Source organism: Gryllotalpicola koreensis (genome assembly GCF_039538185.1).
Lineage (GTDB): Bacteria > Actinomycetota > Actinomycetes > Actinomycetales > Microbacteriaceae > Gryllotalpicola > Gryllotalpicola koreensis.
On the sequence record NZ_BAABBW010000007.1, the window covers coordinates 18,751 to 41,951 of the forward strand.

The following is a 23,201-nucleotide window of genomic DNA, read 5'->3' on the forward strand; positions in this document are numbered from 1 at the left end:
ACCCGTTGAGTTCCTGCCATCTGTCAGTTAGCCTGCCCCTGATCCGTCACGTTCAGGGGGGAATGGGAATGGAATCCGATCGGCGCGCACCGTCGTGGCTCAAAGCCACGATTCGCGGTGCCCTGATCGCGGCCGCCGTCGGCGGCGGATTCTTCGTTCTCTCCCAGGTGCTGGCGCCGTCTGCGGCGCACGCGGACACCGTTTCGGTCTCGGCCCCGTCCGGCACCGACGACTCGCTGCTCGGCCCCGTCCTGCAGGGCGTCGGGTCGACGCTCGGAGCGGTCACGAGCACCGCAGACGCAGCGGTCGGCAGCGTGAGCCCGGTCGTTCCGGCCGCGACGTCGACCGTCTCGGCCGTCGTCTCGACGGCGGTGAACGCCCTTCCCGCGCCCGTGCAGGCGCCCGTGAAGCAGATCACCGCCCCGGTCGCCGCGACCGTCACGCAGGTCACCGCACCGGTGACGAAGACGACCTCGGCCGTTGCTGCGGCGAAGCCGGTCTCGTCGGTTCTCGGCGCGGTCTCCGGCACCGTCGACGGCGTCGTCGGCGACGTCGAGACAGTCCCGATCGTCGGCGGAGTCGTGAACGAAATCGCCGGTCAGAAGCCGATTTCAACCGTCACCGCGCCCGCGGGCGCAGGACTTGACGACACGGTCTCCACGGTGTCCGGCGTGGTCGGCACGACCCTGACCCAGACCGGCGACGCGCTTGGCAGCAATCTCAGCGGGGATGGCTCTGGCGGGGCATCCGTGCCCGTCGTCAGCGGTGCGCTGCCGAGCAGCGCCGACCCGAGTTCACTCGACGAGGCGACCATGCCCTCGAGTGCGAGCGCGCCTGCGCCTGCGACCGCGCCCACCACGCCTCAGGCGACGAGTCCGTTCGGCCCGCTGCGGGGCGCTGCGCCGGATCGGTACAGCGCTGTCGCGTCGCCGGGTGAGCTCGCACAGGCATCCGTCACCCCGGCATCCGTCAGCGGCGCTGTGCCGTCCGGCCTGCCCGCCGGGCCGCTGTCGCCTCTCTCGGGGCTGAGCGGCTCCGGGGCGAGCGCCTCGGCCGGCGGGTCCTCAGGTGGCGGCGGGCCGACGCAGCTTGCCGGCGCGCTCAGCGCCTTCGACTTCTCCGCAGTCGGTGCGGGGCTCTCCTCCCTCGTCGACGGTGATGCCCTGCCGGCATCCCCCGTCTTCGAGCACGACTCCTCACCTGACTAGGTAGGGCGCAGTCTGCCCGCTTGCCCTCGCGGCGAGCGCGTGGCGGACAGACGCGTCCTTTGGAGCGCCGTCTCTAGCGGTGCTCCCTCCTACCCAGTCAAGGAGTTCTTCCATGAAAGCCAATGCCGTGAGGGCGCTGTGGTTCGCAGTCGCCCTCGGGGGTCTGACCCTCATAGGGGCCGCAGCGGCGAATGCCGCAACAGACGACCCGACCACCTCAACTTCAGATGCGTCCAACGCGTCGGGCACCGATCTGGTCTCGTCGCTCGTGGACAACAACGGGCCGGTCGATGCGACCGCGGGCGACACCGTGCTCGACAGCGTCGTCGGCGCCGACACCGCCATCGCTCCGGTGACCAGCGCGGTCGACCAGGCGACCGCAGGCACCGCGATCCCGACCGTCGTGGACAGCGCCGTGGGTGCGGATTCCGCAGCAGCAGACGTTCCCGGTGACGGCAGCCTCGTGGACGGCGGCACGGTCGGCGACGCCGCCACCAACGTCGACAGCGTGCTGAACGCGGCCACCTCGGGCGGGGACGTCGCCGGCGCCGTGACCGACACCGTGTCGGATGCGGTCTCGGACGTCAACACGACGCTGAACGACGCGCAGGCCGACAGCTCGCAGCTGCTCGGCGACACGGGCGTCGTGCCCACCGCGACCGACAACGTCTCGAACGTGGTCGGCGATGTGCTGGCGGGCGACCCGGCTTCGGCTGGGGACGACCTCGGCACCACGGTGAACGACGCGCTCACGGGCACGGCGGATGCCATCGACAGCACCGGCCTCGCCGACGACGCCCTCGCCGACACGCTCGGCACGACGACCGCGACGAGTTCGGACCCCGGCACCGACACGGTCGCGGGCGACGACGTCGCGAATGCGCTCGCCCCGGTCACGGACACGGGCCTCACGGACGCCACCTCTGCGCTGCTCGGCGGCGCCGACACGACGCCGCTCGAAGACCTCACCGGCCCGGACAGCCCCGTCGACACCCTCGCCGGCGACGACGTGCTGGACCCGCTGCTCGGCTCGGACAGCGAGCTGCCCGCCACGCTCTCCCCGGTGACCGACACCGCTGACACCCTGACCGGCACGACGGCCACCACGGACATCGTGGATGCCGCGCTCGGGCAGGACGGCGGGCTGAACGACGTCGCCGGTGACGGCACGCTGGTCGAGGGGGGCCTCGTCGGCGACGCGGCCGCCAACACCGACGCCGTCATCAGCGACCTCGCGAACGGCGACCCGGTCGCCGACGATCTCGGCACCGACGTCGACGGCGTGGTGAACGACCTCACCGCCACCGGGCAGGATGCCGCGGCGAACGTCACCGATCAGGTGTCGAACGGCCTGGTGTCGAACGCTCTGGGTGACACCGCCCAGACGCTCAACGACCTGCTCACCGGCGGCGATGTCGCCGGCGATGTGTCGCAGACGGTTCAGGACGCTGGCAGCAACACCGCTGATGCCCTCGACTCGACCGGCCTGACGGACGACGCGGCCACCGACCTGCTCGGTGACAGCGACACCGCCGGCGGGACGACGGCTCCGGCCGGCGGCGCCTCTGCCGTGACGGCCCCGGTGACCTCGGCGCTGGGCCTCGACGACGGCGTCGTCGACTCGCTGCTCGGCGACGACAACGTCGTTGACCAGCTCACGGACAACGGCAATGTCCTGGAGGATCTGACCGACCCGGGCACCGTGCTCGACCAGGTCGTCGGTGACCCCGTGGTCGACCCGATCCTCGGCTCGGACAGCCCGCTCGACCCGCTGACCGGCGACGACTCGCCGATCGCGGACGTGACCGGCGACGATTCGGCGCTCAACGACATCGCCGGTGACGGCGCGCTCGTCGAGGGGGGCCTCGTCGGCGACACGGCCGCGGACACCGACGACATCCTCACTGACGTCGAGTCGGGCGGAAACCTCGTCGGTGACCTGACCGACGCGGGCGGCCTGCTCGACGACGTGGTCACCGACACGGTCGGAACGGTGAACGATGCTCTCGCGGGCGCCGATCAGACCCTCACCGATGCCGCGGCGGCGCTGCAGTCCGACGATCCGGTCGCCGCTCTGCAGGACGTCGTGAACTCGGACGTGACCACTCGGTCGGGCCTGCTCGACCCGGTGCTCACCGACGTTCTCGGCGACTCTGACGCCGGGACCACGCCGGGCGGCGGCACCAACCCCGGCGGCGGGACCGACCCGGGCACCGGAACCAACCCCGGTGGCGGCACGAACCCGGGCACCGGAACCAACCCCGGTGGCGGCACGAACCCGGGCACCGGAACCAACCCCGGTGGCGGCACTGGAGGTAACGGCGGCACCGGCGGCACCGAGACGACCGGTCTGATCACCGGCGCCGGCGCTCTCGCGGCGCCGCTCACGCTCGACCAGGCCGCAGCCGCGGTCGCGGCGGGCAACCTCGCCACCACCGGCACGAACATCGGCGGCGCACTTGCGTCCGCGCTCGCGCTGCTGATGATCGGTGCAGTCGCACTGCTGCTGCGCCGGAAGGAGCGGACCGCCGGCACTCCCCGCCGGTAACCGCGTCCCTTGACTGGGGCCGACGCGGTCAGGCACACCCCGCCTGACCGCGTTGGCCCCAGCGCGCTCCCGCGAGGGCGACGTCGATGACGGCGGTCAGGATTGCAGGATCGAGATGATGTTGCCGGACGGGTCGCGGAACCATCCGATATCCGGCCCCTGGTTTGCCTCTTTGCCGCGGACGATGCCGTTTTCGTCGTGCGGCAGTCCCTCATAGCGCTCGAGCTCGATGCCGGCCGCCTTGAGCTCGGCCGCCGCGGCCGTGATGTCATCGACCTCGAAGTTGAGCGCGGTATATCCGGCCGGCGTGAACGCCGGCGACTCGTAGACGAACAGCGTGCCGCCGCCTGGCAGCTCGAGGGTGAGCCCAGCGGGGCTCTCGTCGATGGTCAGGCCGAGCTTGCCGCCGTAGAACTCCCTCGCTGCGGCGAGGTCGTCGACGCCGAGGCCGCTGAATGCGGCCGTGGATGTCAGCATGATGCTCCCTTCCGCCGGTCAGTTTGCCGTGCGGCGGGAGTTGCCGGAAGAGGGAGGGGTCTCGATACGCCGCTTCGCGGCTACTCGACCACCGGAGCGGGACGAGCGCTTCTTGTCGACGCTGCGGCGCAGCGCCTCCATCAGGTCGACGACCTCGGCGCCTTCCCCTTCGTCCTCCTCCGGCTCCTCGCCGAACGTCGCCGCGGTGTCGATGTCGTCGCCCTTCTTGAGCTTCGCGTCGATGAGCTTCTGCAGTTCCTCCTGGTATTCGTCCTTGTAGTCGGCGGGGCGGAAGTCGCTCTCGAGCGACTTCACGAGGGAATCCGCCAGCTCCTGCTCTTTCGGGGTGACGCGCGGCGGCTTCGCGAGCACCGAGAAATCGGCATCCCGCACCTCGTCGCCCCAGAGCAGCGACTGCAGCACCATGACGCCGTCCTCGTGCACGCGCAGTGCGCCGAGATGCGTCTTGTTGCGCAGCGCGAAGCGCACGATCGCCGTGCGGTCGGTGCGCTCAAGCGTGCGCCGCAGCAGCACGTATGCCTTGACGCCGCCCTTCTCGGGTTCGAGATAGTAGCTGCGCTCGAAGGTGATCGGGTCGAGCTGATCCGAGGGCACGAACTCGACCACCTCGACGTCGTCGCGGCTCGCCTCTGGCAGCGACTCGAGATCGTCCTCGTCGAGCAGCACCGTACGGTCGCCCGAGTCGTAGGCACGGTCGATGTGCTCGAACGGGATCACCTTGCCGCACACGTCGCAGCGGCGCTCGTAGTGGATGCGGCCGCCGTCCTTGTCGTGCACCTGGTGCAGCGCGATGTCGTGGTCCTCGGTCGCCGTGTAGATCTTCACCGGGACACTGACGAGACCGAAGGAGATGGAACGCTTGCCGATTGCTCGCATGGATCCATCTGGCCCAGGCATCCGTTCGCCGTCAAGGCCCTGGAAGCAAGCCGGACGCGCACGTAGCCTGCGCGCGTGGCCAAGAAAAACGAGCAGATCGTCCAGGTCGAGGGGCATCGCCTCACGCTGAGCAACCTCGACAAGGTGATGTACCCGGAGACCGGCACCACGAAAGGTGACGTGATCAGGTATTACACCGAGGTCGCGCCGTACCTGCTGCCCTATGCCTCTGGACGCCCTGTGACACGCAAGCGCTGGGTGAACGGGGTCGGCGAGGCCTCGAAGCCGGGCATGGTGTTCTTCCAGAAGGACCTCGGCGACGGGGCGCCCGACTGGGTACCGCGGCAGGTGATCCACCACAAGGATCACGACAACACCTACCCGCTGGCGGGCGATGTCGCGACGCTGACCTGGCTGGCGCAGATCGCGGCGCTCGAGCTGCACGTGCCGCAGTGGAGATTCACGGATGCCGGCCAGCCCGGCAACCCGGACAGGATGGTGCTCGACCTCGACCCCGGCGAGGGCGTCGGGCTGCCCGAGTGCGTCGAGGTGGCGAAGCTCGTGCGGGCGATCCTCGACGACATGGGGCTCTCGTCGGTGCCGGTGACGAGCGGAAGCAAGGGGATTCACCTCTATGCGGCGCTCGACGGGGCATCCACCTCTGATCAGGTGTCGCAGACCGCGCACGAGCTCGCCCGCTCGCTCGAGGCCGACCACCCCGACCTCATCATCTCGACGATGAAGAAGGCCGACCGGCGCGGCAAGGTGATGCTCGACTGGAGCCAGAACAACGCGTCGAAGACGACCGTCACGCCGTACTCGCTGCGCGGGCGGTCGCGACCTTATGTCGCGATGCCGCGCACCTGGGGCGAGATCACCTCGGGGCGGCTGCGGCAGATCGAGTTGCACGAGGTGATGGGGCTGATCAAGAAGCGAGGGGATGTCGCCGAGCCTCTGCTGCCGCGGGGTGCCGACAAGCTCGCGACATACCGCAGCAAGCGGGATGCCGGGAAGACGCCAGAGCCCGTTCCGGAGGGCGAGCCACACCCCGGCACGGGGCATTCCTTCGTCATCCAGAAGCACGCAGCGAGCCGGCTGCACTACGACTTCCGCCTCGAGCACGACGGCGTGCTCGTCAGCTGGGCACTGCCGAAGGGCGTGCCGGAGCCCGGCGAGAAGAACCACCTCGCCGTGCACGTCGAAGACCACCCGCTCGAGTATGCGAAGTTCGCCGGCGACATTCCCAAGGGCGAGTACGGCGGCGGGCACGTCGACATCTGGGACCACGGCGAGTACGACGCCGAGAAGTTCCGCGACGACGAGGTGATCGCCGTGCTGCACGGGCAGCCGCACGGCGGGCTCGGGGGCGGGCCGGTGAAGGTCGCGCTGATCGCGACGCATCAGGGCGGGGATGAGAAGAACTGGCTGATTCATCGGATGCGTCTCGCGCACAACAGCGACGACCCAGTGGGTCGTCGCGCGCGAGACGCCGAGCGGGCTGCGCCCGCGAGGCCAAAGCCGCGGAAGACGGGTGGCTCGCAGCATCCGTCTCCCAAGAAATCCAAGCGCGAGTACAAGCCGATGCTCGCGACGCTCGGCAGCGAGCGCACGGTGCCGGAGGACGACATCGCCGTCGAGATGAAGTGGGACGGGGTGCGCGTGCTCGCGTATGTCCGCGACGGGAAGACGCGGCTCGTGAGCCGCAACGGCATCGACATCACGACCACCTACCCCGAGTTCGGCTCACTCGCCGAACGACTCGGCGGTCACGACGCGGTGCTCGACGGCGAGGTGATCGGCGTCGACGAGCGTGGCATCCCCGACTTCGGGCTGCTGCAGCAGCGCATGCGCCTCACAAAGCCCGCCGACGTCGCGCGAGTCGCGAAGGACGTGCCCGTGAAGTTCATGCTGTTCGACCTGCTCGAGCTCGACGGCAGGGACATGACGGGCGAGCGCTATGACGAGCGGCGACGGATGCTGGAGGAATCCGTGCGCTCCGAAAACGACGTGCTGGTGCCGCCCGAGTTCGACGGCACGGTCGCCGAGGGTCTGGAGCGGGCGCGCGAGCTGCGGCTCGAGGGCGTCATGGTGAAGGACCCGTCTGCGCCGTATCGGGTGGGGAAGCGCTCGGAGGGCTGGCTCAAGGTGAAGCTGCACCGCACGCAGGAGGTCGTCGTCGCCGGGTGGCGGCCGGGCAACGGGCGGCGTGCGGGCTCGGTCGGGTCGCTGCTGCTCGGGATTCCCGGGAAGGACGGGCTGCACTATGTGGGCCGCGTCGGAACGGGGTTCAACGACCGGGTGCTCGATGAGCTGACGGCGCTCGCGAAGAAGCAGGCGCGGAAGACGACGCCCCTCGTCGACGTGCCGCGCGCCGACGCGAGCGACGCCCGCTGGATGTCGCCGACGCTCGTCGGCGAGGTGGAGTTCGCCGAGTGGACGCGGGACGGGCGGCTGCGGCAGCCGTCCTGGCGCGGGCTGCGCCCCGACAAGTCGCCGTCAGAGGTCGTGCGCGAGTCATAGCGTCGCCGCTTTCGGGCCTAAACGAGCGGTTTTGGGCCCGAAAGCGGCGACGCAAGGTCGAGGTCTGGGGACGGAGCCTGGTGGCGGTGGATGGGGCCCGTCGCCTGGGCGAGCTCGGCGCCCGAGCCGCCCCAGCGGGCGGCGATGATCTCGGCGGCGATCGAGATCGCCGTCTCCTCAGGGGTGCGCGCGCCGAGGTCGAGGCCGATGGGGCTGCGCACGCGGGCGAGCTCGGCCGCGGTGAGCCCCGCCTCGAGCAGGCGCCGCTCGCGGTCGTCGTGAGTGCGGCGCGAGCCCATCGCTCCGATGTAGGCGACCTGGGGCCCGCGCAGCGCCGTGGTCAGCAGCGGCACGTCGAACTTCGGGTCGTGCGTCATCACGCAGATCACGGTGCGGCCGTCGATGCGGCCGGCCTCGATCTCGCCCTCGAGGTAGCGCGCCGGCCAGTCGACGACGACCTGGTCGACGTCGGGGAAGCGGGCGGGGGTCGCGAACACCGGCCGCGCGTCGCACACCGTCACGCGGTAGCCGAGGTAGGTGCCGAGCCGCGCGAGCGCCGACGCGAAGTCGATCGCGCCGAACACGAGCATGCGCGGCGCGGGCGCGAAGCTGTTCACGAAGACCCGCATGCCGGAGCCCATGCGCTCGCCCTCTGGCCCGAAGCCCAATGTCTCGGTGCGGCCCTGCGCCAGCATCCCCCGCACATCGTCGCCCACCCGCATGTCGGCGACGGGCGAACCGAGGGTGCCCTCGACCGAGTCGGGCCGCACGATCAGCCGCAGCCCGACCCGCGCGGGGTCGGGGTGCTCGATGACGGTCGCGACCGCGACGGGGCGGTCCGCGTCGAGATCGGAGGCGACGGATTCCAGCTCGGGGAATCCGGCGCGTGAGACCGGCTCGACGAAGACGTCGATGATGCCGCCGCAGCTGAGCCCGACGGCGAAGGCGTCGTCGTCGCTCACCCCGTAGCGCTCGAGCAGAGGGGCGGCGCCGGCGATGGCATCCGTCGCCAGCTCGTAGACCGCGCCCTCGACGCACCCGCCCGACACCGAGCCGGCCGCCGCGCCGTCGGCGGTGACCAGCATGGCGGCGCCCGGATCGCGCGGCGCGGAGTTGAAGGTGCGCACGACCGTGACCAATCCGGCGGTCTCGCCCGCCCGCCAGGCCCGCAGCAGCGGGTCGATCACATCGCGCATCTGCCTGCCTACTCCTTCTTCTCCCGATGGAACATGGAACCGATCGCGCCGGCCATCAGCGACGCGCCGTTGATCGCGCCGCCCGCGGTCTCTCCGCTCGAGGCGTCGCCGCCTGCGAGCATGCTCTGCAGATTGTTCGCGAACACCTTCATGATCTGCTGCGCGACCGTGTTTATCACGCCCTTCCCCATCGCCGCCGCCTTGCCCGACAGCGCGAGGTCGCCGTGCACGACACCTGTCGTCACTCCCCCATTCTCGGTGAGGGTGACCGTGGCGGTGCCCTCGGCGGTGCCCTGGCCCGCCTTCTCCTGCCCCTTGCCCTTGAACGTCGCGACGTGGGCCGCGTCGTCGCGCGAGACCAGCTCGATCTGGCCGCGGTACTGCATGCTCAGCGGGCCGACCTTCACCTTGACGAGGCCGCGGTACGAGGTGTCCGAGAGCTTCTCGGTCAGCTCGGCGCCCGGGACGGCGCCCGCCACCCGCTCGACGTCCATCACCGTCGCCCACACCTCGTCGATCGGCGCCTCGACCGTGAAGCTGCTGTCCAGATCCATCACTCAGTCCTTCTCTTTCGATATGGTTCGTCGGCCGCGATGACGCGGACGAGCTCGTGCAGCGCGGCGAAGCTGTGCCCGCTCACGAAGGCGTCGCAGTAGGGCAGCGCCGCGGCCATGCCGCCGGTGAGCGGCCGGTAGCCGGGCGCGGCCTTGCGCGGGTTCACCCAGACGATGCGGTGCGCAAGGCGCGCGAGCCTGGCCAGCTGGCGCGCGATGTCGGCGGGGTCGTCCTGCGCCCAGCCGTCCGAGATCACGACCACGACGGCGCCGCGCGCGGCCCCGCGCCTGCCGTACTCGTCGATGAACGAACGGATGCCGTCGGCGAGGCGCGTGCCGCCGGCCCAGTCCTCGGCGCCGCCGGTCGCCCGCTCGAGGGCGAGGTCGGGGTCGCGCACGGTGAGGTGCCTCGTGAGCCGGGTCAGCCGCGTCGCGAAGACGAACGCCTCGGCGCGGCTCGTGATCACCGCCGCCTGCATGAAGGAGAGGTACGCGCGGGTGTAGGGCTCCATCGACGCGGAGACGTCGCAGAGGATCACGAGCCGGCGCGGCGTGGGCCGGGGCGTCGTGCGCAGCAGTCTGACGGCGTCACCGCCCGTGCGCCGCGCCGCGCGCACCGTGCGGCGCAGATCGAGGCGGTCGCGCTCGTGCGGGGTGCGGCGCTCGCGCCGTCCCGGCCGCAGCGGCGTCGCGAGCACGAGCGCCTCGGCGAGGCGGCGCATGCGGGCCAGCTCGTCGGCGGCGAGGGCGGCGAAGGACGTCTCGTGCAGCCGCTCCTCCCGGCTCGCCGCGAGCAGCACGGCGTCGGTGCGAGCCGGGTCGTCGTCTGCCCCGTCGCCGTCGCCGGGCGAGGCCGGCGGGGTCGGGCCGTCGCTCGTCTGGCTCGAGCTCGGGGCGAGCGGATGCCAGTCGATGGCGGCCCGGCGGCGGATCGTGTCCGAGCTCGGCGCGTTCGGGTCGCCGCGCGAGTCGCTCAGGTCGACGGCGCCGCCGAACACCGTGTCGAAGACGGCGTCGAAGCGCGGCAGCTGCTCGTGCGCCGTGACGAAGACGGCACGGCTCGCCCAGTACAGCTCGCCGCGGGTGCGCGGCGGGATCAGCCTGAGCGCCTCGACCAGCCAGGCCGAGCGGTCCGGCGTGACGGGCAGGCCCGCGCGGCGCAGTGCGGCGGCGAAGGCCACCGCGAAGGCCGCGGTGTCGACCGCGAAGGCGCGGGTGTCGGCGGCGGCGTCGGGTTCAGGCATCCGTCGTCACCAATCGCTCCGCCCCGAGCGCCGCGACCGACTCGAAGTCGTCGCGATTCTTGATCACCGCGCCCCAGGTGAGCGCGACGGATTCCGCGTCGAGCCGGTTCACGCCGAGCATGGTGAACGCCGAGACCCATTCGATGAGCTCGGCGACGCCGGGCGGCTTCACGAGGTCGAGCGCACGCAGCCTCGCGATCGCCGCCGCGGTCTGCACGATGAGGGGCTCGGATGCCGCCGGCACCCGGTGGCGCACGATGTCGAGCACACGGGCAGGCTCCGGGAAGTCGATCCAGTGGTAGAGGCAGCGGCGGGTGAGGGCGTCGTGCAGCTCGCGCGTGCGGTTCGAGGTGAGGATGACAATCGGGCGCTCCGCGCCCCGGATGGTGCCGAGCTCGGGCACCGTGACGGAGCCCTCCGCGAGCGCCTCGAAGGTGAACGCCTCGAACTCGGCGTCGGCCCGGTCGATCTCGTCGAGCAGCAGCACGGCCGGGCGCGGGCCGGGGTGCTCGATCGCCTGCAGCAGCGGCCGGCGCAGCAGGTATTCGGAGGTGAAGAGGTCGTCGTCGCCGAGCGGTGCCTCGCGCGCCTCGGCCAGGCGGATCGCGAGCAGCTGCCGCTGGTAGTTCCACTCGTAGAGCGCCTCGCCCGCGTCGATGCCCTCGTAGCACTGCAGCCGGAACAGTGGAGTGTCGAGCAGGGCGGCAAGCGCCTTCGCCGCCTCGGTCTTGCCGACTCCCGCCTCACCCTCGAGCAGCAGCGGCTGGCGCATCCGCACCGCGAGGAAGAGCGCCGTGAGCAGGCCGTCGTCGGCGAGGTACCCGCCCGCGTCGAGCCCCGCGGCGAGTGCGGTGCGATCAGGAACCAGCGTCTCGACGGCGGCCCCGGCAGACGCGCTCACAGCGACGCCGCCAGCAGCGCGCGATAGTCCTCTTCGTCGTCGACGTCGCGCGGCACGGGGCCGGGAACCCGCACCCGGGCGACGGCCGCGCCGAGCCGGTCGACGAGCTTCCACACCCCGCGATCGCCGCGCAGCATGCCGAGTGCGGGGAACGTCGCGCGGGACAGGACGAAGGGATGCCCGATGCCGTCGTCGTAGCGCGTGACGGCGATCGGCGCGGCGCCGCGGCCCTCGAGCACGGCGGCGATCGTCTCGGCGCGCACGCCTGGCTGGTCGCCGAGCAGCATCACGGCGCCGTCGACGTCGTCGTGCACCGCCCGCACGGCGGCCGCGATCGACGACGAGCAGCCGCTCGTGTAGTCGTCGTTGAGCACGAGCTCGAAGCCGCCGGTGTCGACGGCGGCACGCACCTCGTCGGCGTAGCCGCCGAGCGCGAGGATGCGCTGCTCGAACGGCACGCCGCGGGCGAGGTCGAGCACGGCGTCGAGCAGCAGCCCGTCGCCGTAGGGCAGCAGCTGCTTGGGCCGGCCGAGGCGGGACGAGCCGCCTGCCGCCAGCACAAGCGCTGCGAAGCGCGCGTCACGCGGCGGCATAGGCGCTCGGATCGCTGAGGAACGCGGACTTGCAGCCGTCGGAGCAGAACCACACCGTCTGGTCGTCGATGTCGGCGTGCGGGGTCGGATCGGCGGCGACGACCGTCATGTGGCAGACGGGGTCGGTTGCGGTGGTGGGAGAAGCGGATGCCGGAGCCGACGTGCTTTCGCCAGCGCCTGTCGTCGCCCTCATCTGCACGAGCTGCGCGAGCACCCCGAGGGCGATCTCGGCCGGAGCCGTGCCGCCGAGCCGCAGCCCGGCCGGGGTGTGCACGCGCTGCCGCAGCTCGTCGGGCACGTTGAGCGAGGCGACCACCGCCGCGCCGCGCTTGCCGCTCGCGACCAGGCCGATATACGGGATGCCGGCCGTGAGGGCGCGCTCGAGCGCGGGCTCCTCGCCCCTGCCGTGCGAGGCGACGATGAGTGCGGCATCCGTCTCACTCGGCTCCCAGGACTCGCCGTCGACCAGCTCCATCTCGAAGCCGGCGTCGGCGCCGAGGCGGGCGAGCGCCTGCGCGACGGGCGAGCCGCCGACCACGACGACGTGCGCCGCGGGCACGATCGGCTCGAGGAACACGTCGATCGATCCACCTGACAGGCAGGGGTTGTGCACCTCGACCGCGCCCTCGGACTCGGTGCGGCCCACGTCGCCCGGCCGCACCTGCAGCAGCACCGGCTCACCGGTCTCGAGGGCGTGCAGGCTGAATTCGCGCACGGATGCCTCGACACACGTCCCCCCGACGAATCCGGTCATCGTGCCGAGCGCGTCGACGACCGCGACGTCGCCGGCGCGGGCGCTCGTCGGGTGCTGCGTGCGCACCACGGTGGCGCGCACGAAGGCCTGGCGCTGCTCCTCGAGCTCGCGCTGCCGGGTCGTCACCGCCGGGATCGCCGTCATACCGGTGCCTTCGCGTGCCCCTGCATCGCGTCCCACACGCGAGCCGGCGTGCAGGGCATGTCGAGCGCCGTGACGCCGAGCGGGCGCAGCGCGTCGATGACCGAGTTGACGATCGCGGCGGGCGAGCCGACCGTGGCGGACTCCCCGATGCCCTTCGCGCCGATGGGGTGGTGCGGCGAGGGGGTGACGGTGAAGCCGGTCTCCCAGTCGGGCACCTCCATCGCCGTGGGGATCAGGTAGTCCATGAACGATCCGCCGAGGTTGTTGCCGTCCGAGTCGAACTCGATGATCTCCATGAGCGCCATGCCGACGCCGTCGGTGAGGCCGCCGTGCACCTGCCCCTCGATGACCATCGGATTGATGCGGGTGCCGCAGTCGTCGACGGCGAGGAAGCGGCGCACGGTCACCTTGCCGGTGTCCTTGTCGATGTCAGTGACGCAGAAGTAGGCGCCGTAGGGGTAGGTGAGGTTCGGCGGATCGTAGGTGACCTCGGCGTCGAGATTGCCGTCGACGCCCTCGGGCAGCTGCATGGTGCCGTGGGCCGCCAGCGCGATCTCCTGAATCGTCTTGCCTGCACTCGGGTCGCCCGTGACGAACCACCGGCCCTTCTCCCACTCGAGGTCCTCTGGACGGGTCTCGAGCATGGCGGCGGCGATGAGCCGGGCCTTGTCGCGCACCTTGCGGGTGACGAGCGCGACGGCCGCGCCGCTCACCGGGGTCGAGCGGCTGCCGTAGGTGCCGAGGCCGAAGGGGGTGCGGTCGGTGTCGCCATGCACGACCTCGATGTCCTCGGGCGGAATCCCGATCTCCTCCGCGACGATCTGCGCGAAGGTCGTCTCGTGCGCCTGGCCCTGCGATTGCACCGAGATGCGCACGACGGCCTTGCCCGTCGGGTGGATGCGCAGCTCCGCCCCGTCCGCCATGCCGAGTCCCAGGATGTCCATGTGCTTCCGGGGGCCGGCGCCGACCCCCTCTGTGAAGAACGAGATGCCGATGCCCATGAGTTCACCGCGCGCCCGCTTCTCCTCCTGCTCGCGGCGCAGCTCGTCGTAGCCGATGAGCTTCATCGCGTGCCGCATGGTCTTCTCGTACTCGCCGGAGTCGTACTCGAAGCCGGCCTTGTTGTCGTAGGGGAACTGCTCTGGCCTGATGAAGTTCTTGAGCCGCAGCTCGGCCGGGTCCATGTCGAGCTCGATCGCGAGCCGGTCGATCATGCGCTCGACGAAGTACACCGCCTCGGTGACGCGGAAGGAGCAGGCATACGCCACACCGCCCGGCGCCTTGTTCGTGTAGACCGAGGTGACCTTCCCGTAGACCGCCTCCCAGGTGTAGCTGCCCGGGAACAGATTGAAAAAGCCCGCGGGGAACTTCGTCGGCTGGGCGACCCCGTTGAACGCGCCGTGGTCGGCGAGCACGTCGGCACGTAGGCCGAGCAGCTTCCCGTCCCGGGTCGCCGCGATCTCGCCCTGCATGATGTAGTCCCGCGCGAACGACGTCGACATGAGGTTCTCGCTGCGGTCCTCCATCCACTTGACCGGATGCCCCGTCACGATCGAGCCGACGATGGCGAGCACGTAGCCCGGGTAGATGCCGACCTTGTTGCCGAAGCCGCCGCCGATGTCGGGAGAGATCAGGTGGATCTTGTGCTCGGGGATGCCGGAGACCATCGCGATCACGGTGCGGTGCGCATGCGGCGCCTGGCTCGTCTCGTATAGCGTGAGCTCGCCCGAGACGGGGTTGAAGTCGGCGACCGCGCCGCAGGTCTCCATCGGCGCGGGATGCACGCGGGGGTACACGACCTCCTGCTTGACGACGACCTCGGCGGTGTCGAAGACGGATGCCGTGGCATCCTTGTCGCCGCATTCCCAGTCCTGGATGTGGTTGTCGGTGCGGCCCTCGAGGTCGTCGCGGATCAGCGGCGCGTCGGGGTCGAGCGCGTGCCGCGCGTCGACGAGCGGCGGCAGGATGTCGTACTCGACGTCGATCGACTCGAGCGCGTCGCGGGCGGCGTAGCGGTCGTCGGCGATGACGAACGCGACCTCCTGCCCCTGGAAGCGCACCTTGTCGGTCGCGAGCACGGCCTGCACGTCGTAGGAGAGCGTCGGGATCCAAGCGAGCTTGAGCGGCTCGAGGTCCTTGCCGGTGAGCACCGCGCGCACGCCGGGGCGGGCGAGCGCCTCGCTCACGTCGATCGAGACGATGCGCGCGTGCGCGACGGGCGCGCGCAGGATCGCCCCGTGCAGCATGCCCGGCAGCACGACGTCGTCGGTGTAGTTACCTTGCCCGCGCACGAAGCGCGGGTCCTCCTTGCGCTGCAGCCGGCCGAAGCCCACCGGGCGGTCGGCGTCGGCCGCCGCGTGGTTGTGGGCATGCCCGCGGCCGTGCTCGTAGCCCGACTGCGGCTGCGACCCTGTCTTCGGCTCGTCGATGATGGTCATGCGTGCGCCCCCTCGGTCTCGAGCTGCCCGTTGGTGGGGCCGGCGCCTGCGGCATCCGTGCCCCCGTGCTCTGCCGCCCACTGCACGGCCCGCACGATCGTCGCGTAGCCGGTGCAGCGGCAGATCTGCCCAGAGATCGCCTCGCGGATCTCGCCCTCGCCGGGGTTCGGGTTGCGGTCGAGCAGCGCACGGCCCGTGAGCATCATGCCCGGGGTGCAGAAGCCGCACTGCAGGCCGTGCTCCTCCATGAAGCCCTGCTGGATCGGGTCGAGCTGCCCGCCCTGCTCGAGGCCCTCGACGGTCCTGATGCTGTGGCCGTCGGCCATCGCCGCGAGCACCGTGCACGACTTCACCGGCTCGCCGTCGAGCTGCACGACGCAGGTGCCGCAGTTCGAGGTGTCGCAGCCCCAGTGCGTGCCCGTGAGGCCGAGGTCCTCGCGCAGGAAGTGCACGAGCAGCACGCGCGGCTCGATGTCGCGCTCGACCTCATTCCCGTTGACCGTCATCGTCACATGCATCGTCATGCGCACCCCTTATTCAAAGCGTTCCGCCGCTGGCGGCGGCCTGGATTCTCTCGATGGCCCGCCTCACAACACGCTGGGTGAGCACGTCGGCGAGGTGTCGCTTGTAGTCCTCCGAGCCGCGCTGGTCGGCGATCGGCTCGGCGGCGCGCGCGGCGGCCTGCCCGGCCTGGGCGATCAGCTCGTCAGACGGATGCCGGCCGCGCAGCACCGCCTCGGCATCCGTCACCCTCGTCTCGACCCCCACGGCGGTCAGCCCGATCGCGACGTCCTCGATGGCTCCGTCGTCGCCGAGCGTCACGGCGGCGCCGGCCGCTGCCACGGCCCAGTCGCCGACGCGGCGCTCGACCTTCTGGTAGGCGCTTGAGCTGCGCTCGCGGATCGGCAGCCGCACCTCGGTGAGCATCTCGTCGAACTCGACCGCGGTCTCGTAGGGGCCGCGGTGGAAGTCCTCCATGCCGATCACGCGATCGCCGTTCGCGCCGTGGATGACCGCCTCGGCGCCGAGCACCGTGCAGACGGTGGACAGGTCCTCGGCGGGGTCGGCCTGGCACAGCGAGCCGCCGATCGTTCCGCGGTTGCGCACGACGGGGTCGGCGACGACGCGCTCGGCATCCGTGATGATCGGGAAAAACGCGCGCACCTCGTCGGACTCGAGCAGCGTGCGGTGCCGCGTCAGCGCGCCGATGCGCAGCCGGTCGCCGTCGCGGCGGATGAAGTCGAGGTCATCGAGCGCGTTGATGTCGATGAGCCACTCGGGCCGCGCCAGGCGCAGCTTCATCATCGGCAGCAGGCTGTGGCCGCCGGCGATCAGCCGGGCGTCCTCGCCGTATCTCGCGAGCAGCGCGACCGCCTCGTCGACGCTCGCCGCCTTCGCGTAGTCGAACGGCGCCGGAATCTGCATGGCGGTCCCCTTTTCTCGCGGCATTGCGAACGGGCGTCGGGTCGGCCCGCTGCGGCATACATTGCCCCCGGCGTGAGGGAGTGTCAACATCGACATAAGCGAAGGGTTATCAGGCTGTGGCAATGACGCTGAGCCAGCTGCGGACCTTCGCCCTCGTGGCCCGTCTCGGGTCGCTCCGGGCCGCCGCAGCCGCTCTCGGGATCAGCGAGCCGGCGGTGTCGTCCGCCGTGGCCGCGCTGCGCGCCGAGTTGCGCGACCCGCTGTTCACGCGCTCGCCGACGGGCATCACGCTGACCCCCGGCGGCCGAGCTCTGGCCGAGCGGGCGGGCGAGATGGTGGGTCTCGCCGAGGCGACCCGGCGCGACGTCGCGCATGCCGGGGCGTCGGAGTCGGAGCTGCGCGTGCTCGCCACGGCCGCCTTCGCCGAGCACGCCGCGGGGCGGGTCTTCGATCTGTTCGGCAAGGCGCGCTCGGGTGCGGTCGACGTCATCGTCGAGGCCGCCGACGACGTCGCCACCCTGCTGCGCGAACGGGCCTACGACATCGCGCTCGGCGCGCGGCCCGCGCTCGCGGCGAGCACCGGGCTCGAGCTCGTGCCGTTCTTCAAATACCAGCGCATCATGGTCGCCTCGGCGCGGCATCCGCTCGCCGCCGTGCGCGGGCCCGTGCCGATCGGCCGGCTGCTCTCCGTGCCGTGGTTCGCCGGGCCGGGCAGCTTCGAGCCGTCGACGGAGGAGGGGCGCTGGTTCGGCCGGCTGCCCGCGCTTCCCGAGATCGTCGAGTTGACGAGCGAGACGGATGCCCTTGCCGCGGTCGCCGGCGGGGAGGGCGTCATGCTGGCGCTGCGCCATGTCGCCGGGCGCCGGGTCGCGGAGGCGGGGTCGGGGTCCGAGGGCGCCGGGGGCGCCGACCTCGTGCGGCTGCCCGTGGCGGACACCCCGATCACCGGCATGTGGTGGGCGACGATGCTCGACGGGGGCCGCGCCCCGGCCGAGGCGCGCCTGCTGCAGCGCTTCGTCACGACGGCCGGGGCGACCGCCGCCATGGTCTCGCCGACGGGCTCGCGCGGTCTGTCCCGCCGGGGCAACAAGTTCCACGTCGCGCTGTGGAGCTGAGCCTCCGGCCGCGCCACAGCTGCGGATCCCCGCGCCTCTGACCGCAGGCGTGCTCATCCGGAGCTATAGCGCGGTGCGCAGTCGGTGTGAGAATCGAGGGATGGCCGACCTCGCGCGCTACTCCCGCCAGCTGATGCTGCCCGGCTTCGGCGCGGGCGGGCAGACGGCGCTCGGGCAGGCGCGCGTGCTCGTGATCGGCGCCGGCGGCCTCGGCAGCGCGGTGCTGCCTCAGCTCGCGGCCATGGGCGTAGGCACGATCGGCATCGTCGACGAGGACGTCGTCGACGAGACGAACCTGCACCGGCAGACGCTCTACGCTCCCTTCGACGTCGGCGCACCCAAGGCTGCGCGGGCCGCGGCGCGGCTGCGCGAGCTGAACCCCGAGGTGACCGTGCGCGCTCACCTCGACCGGCTCTCATCGGCGAACGCGCTCGAGCTGTTCGGCGCCTATGACCTGGTGATCGACGGCAGCGACAACTTCCCGACGCGGTACCTCGTCGACGACGCGGCGACCATTACCGGCATCCCGTCGGTGTGGGGCGCCGTGCACCAGTTCGGTGGCCAGGTCGGCGTCTCATGGGACGCCCAGGGACCCACCTATCGTGACCTCTTCCCCGTGCCGCCCGAGCCGGGCACCGTGCCGTCGTGCGCCGAGGCCGGCGTGCTGCCGTCGGTGTGCACTGTGGTCGGGGGTCTGCTCGTGTCAGAGACCGTGAAGCTGCTGACGGCGATCGGCTCGCCGCTGCTCGGGCGCGTGGTCGCATACGACGCGCGGTCCGGCGGTTTTCGTGAGCTTGCGTACGAGCGGGACCCCGAGCGGATGCCGGTGACCGAGCTCATCGACTACGAGGTCTTTTGCGGAATTGCCATGACTGAAGAAACGGATGCCACTGCCATGACCCCCTTGCCCGACGACACCCCCGACGAGATCTCGGCCGAGGCCCTAGCCGCGCTGCGCGACGCCGGCGAGGCGATCCAGCTCGTCGACGTGCGCGAGCCGTGGGAGGCCGAGCTCGCGTCGCTTCCCGGCGCGATTCTGATCCCGTCGCGGCAGCTCGCCGCGCGCTGGAACGAGCTCGATGCCGCGGCACCCACTGTCGTCTACTGCCACTCGGGATATCGGTCTGCGGTCGCGCGGGACCAGCTGCGACAGCTCGACTTCGAGTCGGTCACCTCGCTCGCCGGCGGCATCGACGCGTGGTCGCGCGAGGTGGATGCGTCGGTTCCTCGCTACTGAACGCCGCGCGCTGCGCAAAACTCCGGGGCGATCGAGTACCGGTGGGCGTGTATCCGCGGGAAACCGCGGCTCGAAGAGGGCTCCCGCCGCATCTTCCCGGAGTTTTGCGCACAGCGCGCCGCTGCTCAGCCACCGGCGAAGGGCGGGAGCACGTCGACCGTTCCCGAGACGGCCGTGTCGCGCGCACGGCGCACGATGCCGCCCACGAGGAACGACCCCGAGCGCAGAACCCGCTGCATCGGCTCGCCGTAGCGCTCGACGAGCGCATCCTGCAGCGCGCCGAGCGTCGCGGGCTCTACGGCGAGCGCCTCGCTCTCGACGCCGGTCGCCTCGGCCGCCGCCGCGAAATACCGGATGGTGAGTTCAGCCACCGATCGCCCCCATCGACCGCACGGGCGGAGCGAAGTCAGGCAGCGAGATGCCGTGCCCGGCCTGCTTGTTCCACATCGCCGCGCGCCAGAACTCGGCGATGTCGGCATCCGTGCACCCACTGCGCAGCAGAGCGCGCAGATCGGTCTCGTCGTCCCCGAACAGGCACGAGCGCACCGTGCCCTCCGCGGTGATGCGAGTGCGATCGCACGCCTCGCAGAAGGTGCGGGTGACCGAGGCGATGATGCCGAGCGTGGCGGGACCACCGTCGACGAGCCACTCTTCGGCAGGCGCCGACGGGTCGTCGCGGCCCACCTCGGTGAGTTCGAAATGCTCGCTCAGCACCGCGATGAGGTCGGCCGCCGTCACCATGTGGTCGCGGGCCCAGTTGTGGTCGGCATCCAGCGGCATCTGCTCGATGTAGCGCAGCTGCGCGCCGATCTCGAGCGCCCACGCCAGCAGCTGCGGCGCGTCGGCGAGCGTCTCGCGCATCATCACGGCATTGAGCTTGAGCGGCGAGATTCCGGCGGCTTTGGCGGCACGGATGCCGGCGAGAACGGATTCCAGCCGATCGCGCCGCGTCAGCTTCGCGAAGTGCTCGGGGTTCACCGTGTCGAGCGAGATGTTGACGCGGTCGAGGCCCGCCGCGAGCAGCTCGGGCAGGCGGTGGTCGAGGCCGATGCCGTTGGTCGTGATCGAGAACTCGGCGCTCGGCGCGGCGGCCCGGCTTGCGGAGATGATCTCGGCGAGATCAGCCCGCATGAGGGGCTCGCCGCCCGTGAAGCGCACTTCGCGCACCCCGAGCTCGCGCACGCCGACGCCGACGAGGCGGCCGATCTCGGCTGCGGTGAGCAGGTCGTCGCGGGCGATCGCGGGCAGGCCCTGCTCGGGCATGCAGTAGGTGCAGCGCAGCGAGCACTTCTCCGTCACCGAGACGCGCAGGTCGCGAGCGATGCGCCCGAAGCGGTCGATCAGCTCGGGGTTGTCGGGACGACCCGCGGTCGACGGCCGCTCGCGGGGGTCGCGCCGCAGCTGCGGCATCCCCAGCGCGATCGACGTCATGTGGGCCACGATAACCCGGCGTGCGCGGGATTAGCCTGGGGCGCGTGACCGAATCGCGAACGGATGATCTCGACAGGCTCGATCTGGCGGCCGCACCCGAGGTCTTGGCAGCGATCAGTGCCGACCCCATCACGATCGATGGGGTAGAGGCATTCGTGCGGGCATCCGTCAACGGCGCCGTCGTGAGCTTCGCCGGGGTCGTGCGCGACCACGACGGCGGCCGCGATGTGAGCGCGCTGGAGTACCAGGCGCACCCAGAGGCCGAGCGGTTCATCGCCGAGTGCTGCCGCGAGGTCGCGGCGTCGACGGGGCTGCGGGTCGCGGCCGTGCACAGGGTCGGCGCGCTCGAGATCGGCGACACGGCACTCGTCGCCGCCGTCGCCGCCCCGCACCGGCGCGAGGCGTTTGCCGCCTGCACCGAGCTCGTCGAGCTGATCAAGCAGCGGGTGCCGATCTGGAAGCGACAGCGCTTCGCCGACGGGGTTTCCGAGTGGGTGGGGCCGTAGGCGGCTACACCACCTCGTAGGTGCCGTCGAGGCGGGCGCGGGCGAGCACGTGGCCCGCGAGTGCCGCGACCACCTGGTCGAGCGTGAAGCTCTCGGGCAGCTCGAGGCGAGTGTCGATCGCGAAGAGCTGGAACACGTAGGAGTGCGGCCCATGCGAGCGCGGCGGCATCGGGCCGCCCCAGCCGCGGCGTCCCATGGCGCCCTTGCCGTGCCGCAGCCCGGCGACCGAGCTGGGGTGGGCGAGCCCGTTCTCGGGAATCCTCCGGAGCTCTGGCGAGACCCCCACCGTCAGGGCGTGGGTGGCGGGCTTGCCCATCGGGACATCCGGGTCCTGCACGATCAGCACGAGCTCGGCGGTGCCGGCTGGCGGCGCGGTCCACTCAAGGGCGGGCGAGATGTCCGCACCGAAGAGCCGGCCCTTGTGCTTCTCGGGGATGGGCGCGCCGTGCTCGAACGCCGGGCTGCTGAGCGTGAAGCTCTCGGGCGCCTGCAGCTCGGGGCGCGCCCAGACGAGGGTGTGGTGGCCGGCGCGGCGATTCCGCAGAGCACGGCCGAGGGGGTTGGCGGGCATGGGCTACTTTCCTTCCGTAGGAGCTGTGCGGGCAGGTGTGCGCAGAGCACCGTCGAAGACGGAGAGCATGACGGCGACAACACCGACGCCGATCATGATCCAGGCGATGAGGTGCACTCCCCGGTCGCTCACCGCCTGGTGGAACACGATTCCGGTGATCGCCGACGAGGCGATCGAGCCGAGATAGCCGAAGGTGCGGAACAGCCCAGACGCGACGCCGAGTTGGTCGCCCACGGCCTGCGTGTACAGGGCGATCTGGTTGCCGCTCGACGCCGTGCCGAGCGCGACGCCGAAGACGAGGGTGATCACGACGATCCAGACGATGCTCGTGCTCGAGGTCAGGAACAGCACGCCCGCCGCGCCCGCCAGGGTGCACAGGGCGGCGACGATGACGGGCCCGCGCACCAGGTTGCGGCGCGAGATCGGCGCGACCACGACGCCCGAGACGATGCTCATCGGCAACAGCAGCAGGCCGGCGGTGAACGCCGACATTCCCCGCCCGACCTCGAGCCACTGCGTGATGCCGTACAGCACGATGTAGACGCACAGCGCGACCAGCGCGAAGCGCAGGTACGTGCGCGTCAGCGCGGCGTTGCGCACCAGCAGGCGGACGTCGATGAACGGATGCGTCGCCCGCAGCTCCCAGAGGGTGAGGGCTGCGAACAGGATCACGGCGGCGCCGAGCACAACCCAGTTGGGTGTCTGCAGAGAGAACAGGAACACGAGCAGGGCCGTCATCGCGAGCGCGAAGCCGATGATCCCGGTGAGGTCGATGCGCGAGACGACCTCGCGCAGGTTCCGCGGCCCCTGCTGGGCCGGGTCCCGCGGAATCCAGATCAGCGCGGCGGCCAGCGCGATGAGCGCAACCGGGACGTTGACGAAGAACACCCAACGCCAGCCCGCGGCCTGCACCAGGATGCCGCCGATGGGCAGGCCGAAGGCGGCGGTCGCGATGCCGGCAATCTGCAAGCCGCCGAGCACGCCGCCCGGCGGCTTCTCCAGGCCCGCGCTCGCTGCGCGGCGCTGAATGAGCATCATCGCCGACGGATACGCGCACGAGGTGCCGAGGCCGATCAGCACGCGCGCGATGAGGAGCGCCAGCAGATTCGGCGCGAAGCCGCCCACGAGGCCGCCGAGCAGCACCAGCACAATGCCGACGACGAAGACCCGGCGCGCGCCGAACACCGCCGCCATCTTGCCCGCCGTGGGCTGCGCGATCGCGCTGGCGAGGTAGAGCGCGGTGACGAGCGACGCGGTCTGGCCGACCGAGACGTGCATGCTCGCCGCGATCGGCACGAGAGCCGTCGCGATCATCGAGCTGTTGATCGGATTCAGCGCGGATCCGATGAACAGCGGCGTGGTGAACCGCCACGAGAACGGCGTGCCGGGGGCCTCTTCGGCCCGCGGTGCGATGGCTGCCGGCATCCTCGCCCCCCAGTTGA

General features: G+C 71.3%; 21 protein-coding genes. 6 read left to right on the forward strand and 15 right to left on the reverse strand.

All coding sequences use genetic code 11. The annotated features are described in order from the left end of the window. Nucleotides 1-68: 68 nt before the first annotated feature. Both ABD708_RS18390 and ABD708_RS18395 read left to right on the forward strand, forming a co-directional pair. Complete coding sequence (locus ABD708_RS18390; RefSeq protein WP_344757216.1) at nucleotides 69-1,208, forward strand: hypothetical protein; 1,140 nt, start codon at nucleotides 69-71, stop codon at nucleotides 1,206-1,208. 112 nt (nucleotides 1,209-1,320) lie between these two features. Beyond that, nucleotides 1,321-3,756, forward strand: coding sequence for a beta strand repeat-containing protein (locus tag ABD708_RS18395; RefSeq protein WP_344757217.1), 2,436 nt, complete (start codon nucleotides 1,321-1,323; stop codon nucleotides 3,754-3,756). Nucleotides 3,757-3,852: 96 nt separating this feature from the next. Here ABD708_RS18395 and ABD708_RS18400 read toward each other — a convergent pair whose 3' ends face one another. Both ABD708_RS18400 and ku read right to left on the reverse strand, forming a co-directional pair. Continuing rightward, nucleotides 3,853-4,233 carry a VOC family protein gene (locus ABD708_RS18400; protein ID WP_344757218.1) on the reverse strand — a complete coding sequence of 127 codons (381 nt, stop codon included), beginning with the start codon at nucleotides 4,231-4,233 and terminating at the stop codon, nucleotides 3,853-3,855. An 18-nt stretch (nucleotides 4,234-4,251) separates the two neighbouring features. Then, entirely contained in the window at nucleotides 4,252-5,151 is a 900-nt protein-coding gene (ku, locus tag ABD708_RS18405; protein WP_344757220.1) for a non-homologous end joining protein Ku, read from the reverse strand. Nucleotides 5,152-5,205: 54 nt separating this feature from the next. Between ku and ABD708_RS18410 the strand changes: the two genes are divergently transcribed. Beyond that, nucleotides 5,206-7,650: an ATP-dependent DNA ligase gene (locus ABD708_RS18410; protein WP_344757221.1), complete on the forward strand. Its 2,445-nt coding sequence runs from the start codon at nucleotides 5,206-5,208 to the stop codon at nucleotides 7,648-7,650. Nucleotides 7,651-7,667: 17 nt separating this feature from the next. Here ABD708_RS18410 and ABD708_RS18415 read toward each other — a convergent pair whose 3' ends face one another. From ABD708_RS18415 to ABD708_RS18455, 9 genes are read right to left on the reverse strand one after another with little or no spacing between them, the layout of a single operon-like run. Next, nucleotides 7,668-8,846, reverse strand: a complete 1,179-nt coding sequence (locus tag ABD708_RS18415; protein ID WP_344757223.1) for an XdhC family protein — start codon at nucleotides 8,844-8,846, stop codon at nucleotides 7,668-7,670. Between the two features lie 8 nt (nucleotides 8,847-8,854). Continuing rightward, complete coding sequence (locus ABD708_RS18420) at nucleotides 8,855-9,400, reverse strand: SRPBCC family protein (RefSeq protein ID WP_344757225.1); 546 nt, start codon at nucleotides 9,398-9,400, stop codon at nucleotides 8,855-8,857. Further along, nucleotides 9,400-10,644 carry a vWA domain-containing protein gene (locus tag ABD708_RS18425; protein WP_344757227.1) on the reverse strand — a complete coding sequence of 415 codons (1,245 nt, stop codon included), beginning with the start codon at nucleotides 10,642-10,644 and terminating at the stop codon, nucleotides 9,400-9,402. The genes ABD708_RS18420 and ABD708_RS18425 overlap by 1 nt, the downstream gene beginning before the upstream one ends. Next, nucleotides 10,637-11,545: an AAA family ATPase gene (locus ABD708_RS18430; protein WP_344757229.1), complete on the reverse strand. Its 909-nt coding sequence runs from the start codon at nucleotides 11,543-11,545 to the stop codon at nucleotides 10,637-10,639. Before ABD708_RS18430 ends, ABD708_RS18425 begins: the two co-directional genes overlap by 8 nt. Next, a complete protein-coding gene (locus tag ABD708_RS18435) occupies nucleotides 11,542-12,138 on the reverse strand; it encodes a nucleotidyltransferase family protein (RefSeq protein WP_344757231.1) in 597 nt (198 codons plus the stop codon). Before ABD708_RS18435 ends, ABD708_RS18430 begins: the two co-directional genes overlap by 4 nt. Continuing rightward, complete coding sequence (locus tag ABD708_RS18440) at nucleotides 12,125-13,036, reverse strand: XdhC family protein (RefSeq protein WP_344757233.1); 912 nt, start codon at nucleotides 13,034-13,036, stop codon at nucleotides 12,125-12,127. Before ABD708_RS18440 ends, ABD708_RS18435 begins: the two co-directional genes overlap by 14 nt. Continuing rightward, on the reverse strand, nucleotides 13,033-15,474 hold the full coding sequence (locus ABD708_RS18445; protein ID WP_344757235.1) for an aerobic carbon-monoxide dehydrogenase large subunit: 2,442 nt from the start codon (nucleotides 15,472-15,474) through the stop codon (nucleotides 13,033-13,035). Before ABD708_RS18445 ends, ABD708_RS18440 begins: the two co-directional genes overlap by 4 nt. Further along, nucleotides 15,471-15,998, reverse strand: a complete 528-nt coding sequence (locus ABD708_RS18450) for a (2Fe-2S)-binding protein (protein WP_344757237.1) — start codon at nucleotides 15,996-15,998, stop codon at nucleotides 15,471-15,473. Before ABD708_RS18450 ends, ABD708_RS18445 begins: the two co-directional genes overlap by 4 nt. Before the next feature lie 13 nt (nucleotides 15,999-16,011). Beyond that, nucleotides 16,012-16,899 (reverse strand): FAD binding domain-containing protein, encoded by an 888-nt coding sequence (locus ABD708_RS18455; protein WP_344757239.1) that lies wholly within the window; start codon nucleotides 16,897-16,899, stop codon nucleotides 16,012-16,014. A 122-nt stretch (nucleotides 16,900-17,021) separates the two neighbouring features. On the opposite strand from ABD708_RS18455, the gene ABD708_RS18460 reads away from it, so the two are divergent. Both ABD708_RS18460 and ABD708_RS18465 read left to right on the forward strand, forming a co-directional pair. After that, the gene (locus ABD708_RS18460) at nucleotides 17,022-18,014 is read left to right on the forward strand and encodes a LysR family transcriptional regulator (RefSeq protein WP_344757241.1); all 993 of its coding nucleotides are present in this window, start codon (nucleotides 17,022-17,024) and stop codon (nucleotides 18,012-18,014) included. A 100-nt stretch (nucleotides 18,015-18,114) separates the two neighbouring features. Further along, entirely contained in the window at nucleotides 18,115-19,251 is a 1,137-nt protein-coding gene (locus tag ABD708_RS18465) for a ThiF family adenylyltransferase (protein ID WP_344757243.1), read from the forward strand. 125 nt (nucleotides 19,252-19,376) lie between these two features. On the opposite strand, the gene ABD708_RS18470 is transcribed toward ABD708_RS18465, so the two are convergent. Continuing rightward, on the reverse strand, nucleotides 19,377-19,622 hold the full coding sequence (locus ABD708_RS18470; RefSeq protein WP_344757245.1) for a MoaD/ThiS family protein: 246 nt from the start codon (nucleotides 19,620-19,622) through the stop codon (nucleotides 19,377-19,379). Then, on the reverse strand, nucleotides 19,615-20,682 hold the full coding sequence (gene moaA, locus ABD708_RS18475; protein ID WP_344757247.1) for a GTP 3',8-cyclase MoaA: 1,068 nt from the start codon (nucleotides 20,680-20,682) through the stop codon (nucleotides 19,615-19,617). Before moaA ends, ABD708_RS18470 begins: the two co-directional genes overlap by 8 nt. 113 nt (nucleotides 20,683-20,795) lie before the next feature. Between moaA and ABD708_RS18480 the strand changes: the two genes are divergently transcribed. Next, nucleotides 20,796-21,188, forward strand: a complete 393-nt coding sequence (locus ABD708_RS18480) for a molybdenum cofactor biosynthesis protein MoaE (protein ID WP_344757402.1) — start codon at nucleotides 20,796-20,798, stop codon at nucleotides 21,186-21,188. A 4-nt stretch (nucleotides 21,189-21,192) separates the two neighbouring features. Here ABD708_RS18480 and ABD708_RS18485 read toward each other — a convergent pair whose 3' ends face one another. Then, nucleotides 21,193-21,759 (reverse strand): YbhB/YbcL family Raf kinase inhibitor-like protein, encoded by a 567-nt coding sequence (locus ABD708_RS18485; protein WP_344757249.1) that lies wholly within the window; start codon nucleotides 21,757-21,759, stop codon nucleotides 21,193-21,195. A 3-nt stretch (nucleotides 21,760-21,762) separates the two neighbouring features. Then, entirely contained in the window at nucleotides 21,763-23,184 is a 1,422-nt protein-coding gene (locus ABD708_RS18490) for an MFS transporter (protein ID WP_344757251.1), read from the reverse strand. Nucleotides 23,185-23,201: the final 17 nt, after the last annotated feature.